Annotated in this window: 11 protein-coding genes, 1 tRNA gene and 1 riboswitch; of the genes, 6 read left to right on the forward strand and 6 right to left on the reverse strand. The window is 71.9% G+C overall.

Annotation, left to right across the window (positions count from 1 at the left end; all coding sequences use genetic code 11):
- The 3 genes from ASG70_RS20470 to ASG70_RS16065 all read left to right on the forward strand — a co-directional run.
- Nucleotides 1-106 (forward strand): hypothetical protein (locus tag ASG70_RS20470; protein ID WP_369818939.1); only part of this gene is annotated, 106 nt, incomplete at both ends.
- Between the two features lie 144 nt (nucleotides 107-250).
- Nucleotides 251-406, forward strand: coding sequence for a helix-turn-helix domain-containing protein (locus ASG70_RS19735; protein WP_235531551.1), 156 nt, complete (start codon nucleotides 251-253; stop codon nucleotides 404-406).
- A gap of 171 nt (nucleotides 407-577) precedes the next feature.
- Nucleotides 578-1,624, forward strand: a complete 1,047-nt coding sequence (locus ASG70_RS16065; protein WP_162253930.1) for a site-specific integrase — start codon at nucleotides 578-580, stop codon at nucleotides 1,622-1,624.
- Between the two features lie 20 nt (nucleotides 1,625-1,644).
- On the opposite strand, the gene ASG70_RS16070 is transcribed toward ASG70_RS16065, so the two are convergent.
- From ASG70_RS16070 to ASG70_RS16090, 5 genes are all read right to left on the reverse strand, one after another.
- Nucleotides 1,645-1,717, reverse strand: a tRNA-Thr gene (locus tag ASG70_RS16070).
- Nucleotides 1,718-2,076: 359 nt separating this feature from the next.
- Nucleotides 2,077-2,817, reverse strand: a complete 741-nt coding sequence (locus ASG70_RS16075) for a transglycosylase family protein (RefSeq protein WP_056884875.1) — start codon at nucleotides 2,815-2,817, stop codon at nucleotides 2,077-2,079.
- Between the two features lie 12 nt (nucleotides 2,818-2,829).
- A riboswitch (cyclic di-AMP (ydaO/yuaA leader) is annotated at nucleotides 2,830-3,008 on the reverse strand.
- Nucleotides 3,009-3,211: 203 nt separating this feature from the next.
- Nucleotides 3,212-4,690, reverse strand: a complete 1,479-nt coding sequence (locus ASG70_RS16080) for a threonine/serine exporter ThrE family protein (RefSeq protein ID WP_156400062.1) — start codon at nucleotides 4,688-4,690, stop codon at nucleotides 3,212-3,214.
- Nucleotides 4,690-6,438, reverse strand: a complete 1,749-nt coding sequence (locus ASG70_RS16085) for a serine/threonine-protein kinase (RefSeq protein WP_056884877.1) — start codon at nucleotides 6,436-6,438, stop codon at nucleotides 4,690-4,692. Before ASG70_RS16085 ends, ASG70_RS16080 begins: the two co-directional genes overlap by 1 nt.
- 41 nt (nucleotides 6,439-6,479) lie before the next feature.
- Nucleotides 6,480-6,908, reverse strand: coding sequence for a CBS domain-containing protein (locus ASG70_RS16090; RefSeq protein ID WP_056884902.1), 429 nt, complete (start codon nucleotides 6,906-6,908; stop codon nucleotides 6,480-6,482).
- Between the two features lie 146 nt (nucleotides 6,909-7,054).
- On the opposite strand from ASG70_RS16090, the gene ASG70_RS16095 reads away from it, so the two are divergent.
- Together ASG70_RS16095 and otsB are read left to right on the forward strand one after the other, a co-directional pair.
- The gene (locus tag ASG70_RS16095) at nucleotides 7,055-8,482 is read left to right on the forward strand and encodes a trehalose-6-phosphate synthase (RefSeq protein ID WP_056884878.1); all 1,428 of its coding nucleotides are present in this window, start codon (nucleotides 7,055-7,057) and stop codon (nucleotides 8,480-8,482) included.
- Nucleotides 8,479-9,255: a trehalose-phosphatase gene (gene otsB, locus ASG70_RS16100; RefSeq protein WP_056884879.1), complete on the forward strand. Its 777-nt coding sequence runs from the start codon at nucleotides 8,479-8,481 to the stop codon at nucleotides 9,253-9,255. Before ASG70_RS16095 ends, otsB begins: the two co-directional genes overlap by 4 nt.
- 37 nt (nucleotides 9,256-9,292) lie before the next feature.
- Here the strand turns inward: otsB and ASG70_RS16105 are convergent, their stop codons facing one another.
- A complete protein-coding gene (locus tag ASG70_RS16105; protein WP_056884880.1) occupies nucleotides 9,293-10,306 on the reverse strand; it encodes a LacI family DNA-binding transcriptional regulator in 1,014 nt (337 codons plus the stop codon).
- 303 nt (nucleotides 10,307-10,609) lie between these two features.
- On the opposite strand from ASG70_RS16105, the gene ASG70_RS16110 reads away from it, so the two are divergent.
- Nucleotides 10,610-11,725, forward strand: coding sequence for an ABC transporter ATP-binding protein (locus ASG70_RS16110; protein ID WP_056884881.1), 1,116 nt, complete (start codon nucleotides 10,610-10,612; stop codon nucleotides 11,723-11,725).
- Nucleotides 11,726-11,785: the final 60 nt, after the last annotated feature.

An 11,785-nucleotide genomic window follows, 5' to 3' on the forward strand; every position in this document is an offset into this window, starting at 1 on the left:
AGGCCGCCGCGGCGACACCATCGACCTCGCCGCCATGGAAGCCCAGCTGCTGGCTGTGGACGACGACCAAGCCACCACCGTCGTCATCGGAGCATGGACCTACAGCNCTGGGACACCCCCGGCGACGCCGCCCTCGCCAAAGCCGCCGCCGCAGCCGCCCGCGAACACGACCAAGAGCGCGCGGAAGCAAGACACCTGGACTCGAGGAAGGACGTTGGAGATGTGTCACAGACTTGACCCGTTGTGGACGGTGAAGGACGTCGCGGCGTACCTCTCGGTGCCCGTCCAGACGATCTACGACTGGCGCTGGAAGCACGAGGGGCCGCCGGCCTTTCGGATCGGCCGGCACCTGCGGTTCCGGGAGAGCGACGTGTTCGCGTGGCTCGATACCAAGACGGCGGCCTGAGCGATGGTGCGCCGCGCTCTGGAGCCGGGCCAGTGGGGATCGGTTTCGACGGTCCGTGTCGATGCCGCCGGCGCGGTCCGCTACCGGAGCCGGGTGCGGTACCGGGGGACGGATGGTCGCCTCCGGCAGGTCGAACGCTGGGGCCCTTCGCGCGCCGCGGCGCAGCGGGCCGTGTCGGAGGCGCTGGAGGAGTTGGCGGCTTCGGCGAGCTCGACCCTGAATGGCCGGGACACGCTCGACGAGGCGATCCGGCAGTGGATGGTCGACCTCGAGCAGCTGGAGCGGATGGGGCAGCGGTCGCCCGGGACGCTGCAGACCTACCGGCGCCAGTGGGAGGGTCACGTCTCCCCCGGCCTCGGTGGTCTGCGACTGACCCAGGTGACCACACCCGTGGTGGACCGGTTCTTGGTCGACCTGCACGAGCGGGTGGGGTCAGCGACGGCTCGGACTGCGCGCGCGGTCATCTCCGGGGCCATGGGTCGGGCGGTGCGTGAGGGTGCGATCCGGTTCAACCCGACTCGGGAGGTTCGTCGGCTCAAGTCGACCCCTCGACGTCGGCCGCGCTCCCTCACGGAGGAGGAGCGGGCGGCATGGTTCCTGGCGATCGCCCATGACCCGAAGGCAACGAGCCGTGACCTCCCGGACCTGTGCGCGTTCATGCTCGCCACGGGCCTGCGCATCGGGGAGGTGCTGGCCGTCGTGTGGTCGGAGGTCAACCTGCTCCACGGCACCGTCGAGGTCACGTCGACCCTGCTCCGGGTGACCGGTCGCGGGCTCATTCGCAAGCCGACGAAGACCGATGCCGGTCAGCGGGTTCTGGTGCTGCCGACCTGGTGCGTGGCGATGCTGCGTCGTCGGGCTGCGATCGGGGTGGGACCGGAGGAGCCCGTGTTCGGCACCGTCGACGGCGGGTTCCGGGAGCCCCGCACCGTCAGTCGATGGTTGTTCCAGATCCGGGAGGCCAGCGGCATGGATTGGGTCACGACCCACACGTGGCGCAAGACCACGGCCAGCGTGCTCGACGGGTCGGGCATCACGGCCCGGATGATCGCCGACCAGCTAGGTCACTCGCGAGTGTCGATGACCCAGGACGTGTACCTCGGACGGGGCGCCGTGGACCCTCGCGTTGTGCAGGCTCTGGAGGCGGCCGACCCCAACCGCGGACCTCAAAGCGTGGGGCAAAGTGATGGACCTGCCGTCTCCGGCGAAGGGGCTTGAGGTGTTTGTGCTGGTCAGAGAGCCGACGAGGGGACTTGAACCCCTAACCCCCTGTTTACAAGACAGGTGCGCTGCCAATTGCGCCACGCCGGCACGCCTGCATCGCAGACGGCCACGATGGTACCGACACGACGAAGCGGCCCGGCACCGCGAGGTGCCGGGCCGTGTGCAGCCGTTCAGCTTTCGGCCACTCGCCCCAAACCCGAGCCGCGACACACTCCCCCGCCCAGCTTTCGGCCCTTCGCCCGAAACCCGGGACCCCCGACGCACTCTGCTCCCCAACTTTCGGCCACTGGGCCGAAAGTTGGGGCGGGCACCGAAGTGAGCCGCGGCGCGTACCCGTAACCCGACCCGGTACCGACACGACGAAGCGGCCCGGCACCGCGAGGGTGCCGGGCCGCTTCGGTCCGAACGGGAGGTCACCCGCCCGGTGGGGCGGCGACCACCGAGGGTCAGTGGCGGTTGAGGTAGGACTGGAGGCTGCGGACGGTCGCGCGGTCGAGGGAGTGCGACCCGTTGCGCGTGGCGCCGATCTTGGACTGCAGTGCGCGGACCGTGCGCGGGCCGATGACCCCGTCGGGAGCCGAGCCGACCTTGCGCTGCAGCGCCTTGACGTCCGTCCGAGACAGGGTGCCGTTGACGGACCCGCCGACCCAGCGCTCGATGGCGGCATTCGTCTTGGGGCCGCGCACGCCGTCGACGACCAGCTTGCCGGCAGAGACGGAGTGGGCGGCGGAGCGCGCCGGCGCCGAGCGGACGGACGAGCGGGAGGCGCGCGTCGCGGTCGAACCGGCGTTGACGGCACCGCCGTTGGCCTTGGTCAGGCCAGCCCGCGCACCACAGGTCGGCCATGCGCCCGGGCCCTGCGAGGCGAGCACCTTCTGGGCGACGGTGATCTGCTGCGCCTTGGTGGCACGGTTGGCGGTGGAGGCGTAGCGCTCACCGCCGAAGGCGTCCCAGGTGCTGTCGGAGAACTGCAGGCCGCCGTAGTAGCCGTTGCCGGTGTTGATCGACCAGTTGCCACCGCTCTCGCAGGAGGCGACCCGGTCCCACACGGTGGAGGTGGACGCGGAGGCGGAGGACGTGGTCGCCATACCTCCGGCGACGGCGGCCGCACCGGCCACGGCGACGCCGGCGAGGCGGCGGCGGACGGGCTTGGCTTTCCGAGCAGAGTGCTTCGGGGCATAGAACATTGCGGGGGGAGTTCCTCTCCTGACCGGCGCCTGCGAGGTGAGCTGTCGGGTTCGGGCTGTCAGGTGCCCGGCCGGTGGTACCGGCTTCACCCCAAGGCCGCCGGAGCGGTCGAGTTGGGTCCCCCGTCCTCGTCGTGCCCGGAGATCTTCCGGCGAATCACCCGCCTGACGAGGCTCGGCGCTGCGGGTGTGCATGGTGGTGGGTATGCCGTGTGGAGTTGTCGGGGCGCGAATGCGCAGGTCAACCGTAAGGGGGCGGCTCCCGGACGACAAGCGAGTCGGCGGAAATGGGGCCAAACGACCGAGCCGTGGCAGGTGTGCCCCGCCCCACGCCGCGTTCCGACCCCTGCACGACGTGGAGCAGGCGCGCGCCTGACGAGCCCCCCGAGAGGCGTCAGCGACGCCGTACCCGGCGCTTCTGCACCATCCGCCGGTCGAACGGCGCAGCCATGAACTCGCCCAGCACGCTGCCGGCGGCGATGGCGAGCAGGACCGCCATGGCTCCCAGCAGGGTCGTGATGCCGCCCTGCAGCGACAGCGAACCCGAGTCGGACGACGAGCCGTTCACCATCTCGTAGAGGCCGCGGAAGATGGCGAGTCCCGGAAGCAGGCCGTAGGACGCGGGCACGACCAGGACCATCGCCGGGGCGCCCATGCGCAGGGCGACCAGCCGCCCGACGCAGCCGAGCACCGTCGCCGCGACCCCGGCAGCCGCGAGCTGTCCCAGGGCCTCCAGCCGGTCGACACCGAGCGAGACGGCCACGCCGGTGGCTGACAGCAGCCCGGCCGGGACGACCAGCCTTCGGCGGCTGCGCAGCGACACCGCTCCCGAGAGCCCGACGACGAACGCGCCGCCCACCGCCAGCCCGACGGGCGCACTGAGCGCCCGGGTGGACATGACGGAGGGCGAGACCAGCTGGAGGTCGAACGCCGAGGTGAGCGCCAAGGTCATCGACAGCCCGGTGGCGACGCCGAGGATGATCCCGGCGGTGGTGAGGAAGACGCCGAACATCCGCCCCGCCCCGGTGACCGAGTAGCCCGAGATGGCGTCCTCGAAGGCCGAGGCCACGGTGCGCCCGGGCAGGAGCACCGTGATGCCACCGGCCACGATGAAGGCGAACTCGTCCGACGACACCGGCAGCCAACCGTTCGCGCCGAGGCTGAAGGCGCCCCACGCCATGACGGTGGCGAACAGGCCACCGATGGCCGACTGGTAGAAGTCCGGCAGGCCGTGCCGCCCCAGCGTGCGGGCGGCGTACCCCACGAGGAGCGACGAGAGCCCGGCGACGAGGCCGGCGACCGGACCGGCACCGAGCATGACGGCGACGGCTGCCGCGAGGACGCCGAGCGACCCGCGCACCGCCCAGCTGGGCCAGAAGCGGGGCGCCCGGCGGATCTCGCGCAGCCGGGCCGCAGCCGCCTCCAGGTCGTAGCTGCCGGCGACGAGGTTCTCGACGAACTCGTGCACCGCAGTCAGGCGGGCGAAGTCACGCGTCGCCGACCGCACGACCCGCAGCATGGTGATCGGCTGGCCGGACGCGGTCGTGCACTGCACGAGCAGCGACTGCAGGGTGATGTCGACCTCGAGGTGGTCGAGCCCCGCCGCCGCGGCGACCGCGATCACCGAGGACTCCACCTGGGGCGCGCCGGCCCCGCAGCGCAGCATCAGCTCGCCCACCCGCAGCGCGAGGTCCAGGGAGGCGCGCGCGTCGCGCTCCTCCGCCGCGGCCTGCCGGACGCGGGCGTCGCGGTACGGCGTGTGCCGCAGCGCGTCGACCATGGGCAGCGTGTCGGTGATGTCCTCACCACGCCAGATGCGGCTGTGCCGCAGCGCCGGCCGCCGGGGAGGCAGCGGCGGGGTCTGCTGCACCATCAGGAACCCGTGCCCGGCAGCACCGCAGACGGGTTCTGGGAGGGCCACCAGTCCGGAGCCCCGCCCTGGGCGAGGCTCCAGGCCGCGAGCCCGACCGCAGCGGCCAGGAGCAGGAGCACGAAGACGCGCCCTCCGCGGCCAGGGCTGACACCGCGCACCACGCTGCGCGAGCCGCGGCGCAGACCGGACCCCCCGGGGCCCCACCACGCCATGAGGCCGGCGACGACGGCACCGGCGGCGACGGGCCCGCGGGCGTTGGGCTCCGGCGAGCCGCCGGTGACCGCCACCATCGCGAGCGCGGCGCTGAACACCGCACACACGCCGACGACGACCGGCAGGATCGCGCTGACGACCGTCGCGAAGGCACCTACAACGAGGTGCCACGGGCTGGCAGCGACGGCGAACGGCACGTCCGACCGGCGCCGGCCCTTCTGGTGGCGGCGGAGCACGAGCGAGGTGACCGAGCGGTCGGCGGTGCGCGCGACCCAGGACCAGACCAGCGCAACGGCGGCTGCCACGACCGGGAAGCTGGTCGCGGCAGCCACGAAGAGCGCCAGCAGCGCCAGCAGGCTGCCGGTGCGCTGCGCCCGGCCGATCCGCGGGTCGGGCTCCCCCGGCTCACCCTCCCAGGCGGCCTGCCAGTCCGAGACCTCCTCGTCGTCGAGGTCGAACGGCACGAGGTCGCCGCCCTCGCCCCGGTCCCCCAGGCCCCGGTCGAGACCGTCGTCGGCGTACGGCGCGGCCCAGTCATCGCGGTCGGCCGGCAGGGCCACGGGCCCCCGGGCCATCAGCGCCGGCTCGCGCGCGGGCGGGGTCGTCGCGGCTGCCGGCGGCGCTGCCCAGTGCGCGGTGGCCGGCTGCTGCAGCACCTGGGTGTGGCGGGCATCGGTACGCAGCGCCTGCGTCACCGGCTGGCCGGCGGCGTAGCGCTCGAGCGCCTCGACCACCTCGTCGGCGTCGGGACGCAGCTCGGGCCGCGGTGACAGGGCAGCCTGCAACAGCGGCGCCAGGGCGGGGTCGACGCCGGTGAGGTCGGGCTCGCCGCGGCTGACGCGGTTGAGCACGACGTCCATGGGCCCCCGGCCGAAGGGAGGCGCGCCGCTGGCCGCGAAGGTCAGGGTCGCCGCCCAGCCCCACCAGTCGGTCGCCTCGGTGACCGCCGCCCCTTCGACGACCTCGGGCGAGAGGTAGCCGGGCGTCCCCATGACCAGTCCGGTCATGGTGATGCGCACGTCGTCGGCGACGTGGGCGATGCCGAAGTCGATGAGCACCGGGTCACCGTCGAGCATGAGCACGTTGCCGGGCTTGAGGTCGCGGTGGATGACGTCCGCGGAGTGGATGGCATCGAGCGCCTCGGCCAGCCCCCGGCCGAGCGACAGCAGGTCGGCACCGCGGATGGGCCCGTGCTCCTTGACCACCTCGTCGAGCGGGGGGCCGGGCACGTAGCGCGTCACGAGGTAGGGCCGCTCCCCGTCGAGGTCGGCGTCGATGACCGCCGCCACCCGTGGGTCCCGGATCCGGCCGAGCACGTCGACCTCGCGGGCGAGGCGGGTGCGGGCGTCCTTGTCGTGGGCGACGTGCGGGCGCAGGAGCTTGAGCGCGACGGCGCGGCCGTTGGGCGCCAGCGCGAGGTGCACGACCCCCATACCGCCCTCGCCGAGCTGCTGGATGAGCCGGTAGGGACCGACGCGAGGGCCCTCGGGTAGGCCGGGGCTGCCGTCGCTGTCCTCCAGGGCCTCCGTCCGCATGCCCCTACGGTAAGGGAGGGGCCTGTGTGGAACGGGTCAGGCTACTGCTGGATGTAGCCCACGAGCTGGTCACGTTCTGCCTGCAGCTCGTCGATCCGGTGCTTGACGATGTCACCGATGCTGACGATGCCGTGCAGCGTGCCATCGACGACGACGGGCACGTGGCGGATGCGCTGGTCGGTCATCGTGCGGGCCAGCTCCTCGATGGCGACGTCGGGGTCGCAGGTCGTGACGTCGGCGGTCATGATCGCCGAGATCGGCCCGATGAGCACCGCCGCGCCGTCGCTGTGCAGGTGGCGCACGATGTCGCGCTCGCTGACGATGCCGTCGATGCGGTGGCCGTCCCCGCTCACGACGAGGGCGCCGATGCGGTGCTCGTGGAGGAGCTCCAGCAGCCTCTCGACCGACTCGTCCGGGCGGACGGTCACGACCTGGTCACCCTTGCGACGCACCACATCGGAGATCCTCATGCTCAGACCGTAGACCGCCGAGGGGGTCACCGCTAGAGGAGGTATCGCGCCACCGAGCACGTTCCTCACCCTCGGCGGGGGTGTCGGCAGGACGGGCTCGGCATAGGGTTGGGGACCGCAGACCCGACCCCGGAGTGGATGAGCCAGTGCCCCGCACCAAGCAGAAGTTCGACCTCGTGATCGCCGCCAACCGCCTGCCCGTCGACCGTGTCGTCGACGCCGACGGAGAGGTCTCGTGGCGCACCAGTCCGGGCGGCCTCGTGACCGCCATGGAGTCGGTGATGCGAGGCCGGGAGGGCGCCTGGGTGGGGTGGGCGGGCGAGGCCGGCGAGGCACCCGAGCCGTTCGAGCAGGACGACATGTTCCTCAACCCGGTCGCCCTCTCCGAGGACGAGGTCGCGCACTACTACGAGGGCTTCAGCAACGACACCCTGTGGCCGATCTACCACGACGTCATCGTCTCGGCGACGTTCCACCGCTACTGGTTCGCGGCCTACGAGGTGGTCAACCGCAGGTTCGCCGAGGCCGTGTGCGAGGTCGCGGCCAAGGGCGCCACGGTCTGGGTCCACGACTACCAGCTGCAGCTCGTGCCGGCGATGGTCCGCGAGATGCGCCCGGACGTGCGGATCGGCTGGTTCAACCACATCCCGTTCCCCCCGGTCGAGCTCTTCGCCCAGCTGCCGTGGCGCCGTGCCATCCTCGAGGGACTGCTCGGGGCCGACTTCCTCGGGTTCCAGCGCGTCGCCGACGCCCAGAACTTCATCCGCGCCTGCCGCCAGCTGCTGAGCCTGCCCACCAAGGGCGACACCGTCTCGGAGTCGCGCTCCGAGGGTGCTCGCCGCATCCGCGCCAGTGCCGTACCGATCTCCATCGACTTCAAGGGCCTGGAGGAGCTGGCCAAGAAGCCCGAGACCCACGCCCGGGCCAAGGAGATCCGCGCCTCGCTGGGCGACCCCGAGACCCTCATCCTCGGCGTCGACCGCCTCGACTACACCAAGGGCATCGGGCACCGGATCAAGGCGTACGGCGAGCTCCTCGAGGAGGGCCGGGTGGCCCCGCCGAAGCAGATGTTCGTCCAGGTCGCCACGCCGAGCCGCGAGCGCGTCGACGCCTACCGCGACCTGCGCGCCGAGATCGAGGGCGAGGTGGGACGCCTCAACGGCGAGTTCAGCACGATCGGCGCGCCGGCCGTGCAGTACCTCCACCACTCCTACCCGCGCAACGAGATGGCGGCGCTCTACCTCGCCGCCGACGTCCTGCTCGTGACGCCGCTTCGCGACGGGATGAACCTCGTCGCCAAGGAGTACGTCACCTGCCGCTACGACAACGGCGGCGCGCTCGTGCTGTCCGAGTTCACCGGCGCCTACCACGAGCTGCACCAGGCGTTCGTCTGCAACCCCCACGACATCGAGGGCCTCAAGCAGACGATCATGCGCGCCATCGAGACCCCGCCGAAGGAGAAGGCCCGCCTCATGCGCGCCATGCGCCGCCGCGTCGCCGACCACGACGTCCAGCACTGGGCGGCCCGCTTCCTCGAGAACCTAGCCAAGGCCCCCGAGCGGGGTGGGGTGTGATCGCGGACGACCTGCGAGCGGCCGTCGAGGCCCTCGTGGCCCACGACCGTGTCCTCGTGGCGACCGACTTCGACGGGGTGATGGCCCCGCTGGTCCTCGACCCGTCGACGTCCCGGCCCCTGCCGGGGACCGTGGAGGACCTGCGCCGGCTCGCGGCCATGCCCGACACGTATGCCGCTGTGGTGTCCGGCCGCGACCTCGCCACGCTCACCGAGCTGACCGGCCTCGCCGACAGCGACGTCACGCGGATCGGCAGCCACGGTGGCGAGTCCAGTGCCGCCGACCAGGGGGCGCCTGAGCTGACCGACGCCCAGCGGGAGCACCTGGCCCGGCTCGTGTCCGAGCTGGAGGAGCTGTGCGCCTCGCTGCCCGAGGGCGTCTACCTCGAGTCCAAGCCCGCCGCGGTCGTCGTGCACACCCGGCGCATGGCCGAGGACGACGCGCAGGCCGCCGAGGAGGCGGCCCTGCAGGTCGCCGCACGCCATACCCACCTGTCGGTGCTGCACGGCAAGCAGGTCGTGGAGATGAGCGTGGTCGAGGCCGACAAGGGAAGCGCGCTGGAGGTGCTGCGCGACGCCGTCGGGGCGCAGGGCGTGGCCTACCTGGGTGACGACGTCACCGACGAGCACGCCTTCGAGTGCCTGGGCGCGGACGACCTCACCGTCAAGGTGGGGGCGGGCGACACCGCCGCGCGGTTCCGCGTGGACGGACCGCAGGACGCCGCCGAGGTGCTCGCACTGGTGGCCGAGCTGCGCGCCGCCGCCACCGGGTAGCGCAGCCGCCACCGGGTAGCGCCGCCGCGACGACGGGCTAGCGCTTCGGGGACGCGCCGGTCGAGGCGCGGACGACGAGCTCGGGTCGAAAGACGTACTCGGCCCGCGGCGCGGCCTCACCGGCGATCTCGTCGAGCAGGGCATGCACCGCGGCCTCGGACATGGCCTGGACGCTCTGGCGCACGGTCGTGAGCGGCGGGTCGGTGAACGCGATGAGCGGCGAGTCGTCGTAGCCCACGACGGAGAAGTCGTCTGGCACCCGCAGCCCGGCGCGGCGTACGGCGCGAATGGCACCGAGCGCCATGAGGTCCGAGCCGCACACGACGGCCGTGCACCCCTTCTCGAGCAGCCGCGCCCCGGCGGTGTCGCCGCCCTCGACGGAGAACATCGTCCGCTCGATGAGGTCGTCGACGTCGTCACGGCCGAGCAGGTTGCGCATCGACGCGCGGAAGCCGGCGATCTTGCGGATGACGGGGACGTAGCGGTCCGGGCCGATGGCCAGGCCGATCCGGGCGTGGCCGAGCTGCACCAGGTGGGTGAGCGCGAGGTCCATCGAGGCGACGTCGTCGTTGGAGATGAAGGGGGCGTCGATGCCCTCGTGGTAGCCGTTGACGAGCACGATCGGCACGCCGCGCTCGCGCAGGTTGGTGTAGCGCTCGGGGTCGGTGGTCACGTCGGCGTGCTGGCCGGAGACGTAGATGATCCCAGCCACGCCGCGGTCGAGGAGCATCTGTACGTACTCGTCCTCGTGCACCCCGCCCGGCGTCTGGGTGCAGAGCACCGGCGTGAACTGGTGCCGGGCGAGCGCGGTCTCGATGATCTGGGCGAACGCCGGGAAGATCGGGTTGGTCAGCTCGGGGACGATGAGGCCGACGAGGTCGGCGCTCTTGCGCCGCAGCCGCGAGGGGCGGTCGTAGCCCAGCACGTCGAGGGAGGTGAGCACCGCCTCGCGGGTCGAGTCGGCCACGCCCGGCTTGCCGTTGAGCACCCGGCTCACGGTGGCCTCGCTGACGTCCGCGTGGGCCGCGATGTCGGCCAGTCTCGCCTTCACGACGCGCCCTCCCCTGGTGTTGTGATGCGGGCTGCGCGCAATCTAGCAAGAACTTGCAGCGCGCCCGAGCACCACCATGCAAGAAGTTTCACCTGCCGCGGCGGGTGGCCCGTCGCCACGTCGTGGGTCAGCTCGTGGGCCGGCCGGCGATCGAGCCGTGGCCATCCCGTGGGCGGGTGGTGGCGCAACGGGCCTCGCTCGGCCAGACTGACCTCACCCGCGGACACCGACGTCCCGGGTGCTCCACCTTTACAACGGATCGTCCGGCACGTTCCTGCCGGTGAAGGAAAGGCAAAGACGCCCATGGCAACTGTGAAATTCGACGAGGCCACCCGCCTCTACCCCGGCAACGACAAGCCCTCTGTCGACAGGCTCAACATCGACATCGAGGATGGCGAGTTCCTCGTCCTCGTCGGGCCGTCCGGCTGTGGCAAGTCCACCTCCCTGCGCATGCTCGCGGGTCTGGAGGAGGTCAACGCCGGCAAGATCTGGATCGGCGACCGTGACGTGACCAACCTGTCCCCCAAGGACCGCGACGTCGCCATGGTCTTCCAGAACTACGCGCTCTACCCGCACATGACCGTCGCCGACAACATGGGCTTCGCGCTCAAGATCGCCGGGGTGGACAAGGGCGAGATCCGCAAGCGCGTGGAGGAGGCTGCCAAGATCCTCGACCTCGAGCAGTACCTCGAGCGCAAGCCGAAGGCGCTGTCCGGTGGCCAGCGCCAGCGCGTCGCCATGGGCCGCGCGATCGTCCGCTCGCCCCAGGTCTTCCTCATGGACGAGCCGCTGTCCAACCTCGACGCCAAGCTCCGCGTCCAGACCCGCACCCAGATCGCCTCGCTCCAGCGTCGCCTCGGGGTCACCACGGTCTACGTCACCCACGACCAGGTCGAGGCCATGACGATGGGTGACCGTGTCGCGGTCCTCAAGGACGGCCTGCTCATGCAGTGCGACACCCCGCGCCACATGTACGACCACCCCAACAACGTCTTCGTCGCCGGCTTCATCGGCTCCCCTGCCATGAACCTGCTCGACGTCGACGTCACCGACGGCGGCGTCCAGGTCGGCGGGTCGAAGATCCCGGTCGAGCGTGCTCGCCTGGACTCCTCCAGCGGCAAGCAGGTCACCCTCGGCGTGCGGCCGGAGGACCTCGAGCTGACCAGCGAGGGCCAGGGCATCCCGGTGACGGTCGACGTCGTCGAGGAGCTCGGCGCGGACGCCTACATCTACGGCTCCACCAACGCCAAGCAGCACGCCGACTTCGACGAGTCCGGCGCGGAGGTCCCCGAGCGCCCGTTCATCGCGCGCGTCGACGGCCGCCGTCCCCCGGCCAAGGGCGAGACCGTCTACCTCGCCCCCAAGTCCGGCCACGTCCACCTGTTCGACGCGGGCTCCGGGCAGCGCCTCGGCGACTGACCGCACCAGCGTGTACGCCGCGTGGCCGGCCCCCAGCCCGGGGGCCGGCCACGCGCCGTT

This window comes from Phycicoccus sp. Soil748 (assembly GCF_001428025.1).
Taxonomy (GTDB): Bacteria; Actinomycetota; Actinomycetes; order Actinomycetales; family Dermatophilaceae; genus Pedococcus.

Coding starts and splice junctions, on each gene's coding strand:
- ASG70_RS16075 (WP_056884875.1), bottom strand. CDS start 2,817: ATGTTCTATGCCCCGAAGCACTCTGCTCGGAAAGCCAAGCCCGTCCGC.
- ASG70_RS16080 (WP_156400062.1), bottom strand. CDS start 4,690: ATGGTGCAGCAGACCCCGCCGCTGCCTCCCCGGCGGCCGGCGCTGCGG.
- ASG70_RS16085 (WP_056884877.1), bottom strand. CDS start 6,438: ATGCGGACGGAGGCCCTGGAGGACAGCGACGGCAGCCCCGGCCTACCC.
- ASG70_RS16090 (WP_056884902.1), bottom strand. CDS start 6,908: ATGAGGATCTCCGATGTGGTGCGTCGCAAGGGTGACCAGGTCGTGACC.
- ASG70_RS16110 (WP_056884881.1), top strand. CDS start 10,610: ATGGCAACTGTGAAATTCGACGAGGCCACCCGCCTCTACCCCGGCAAC.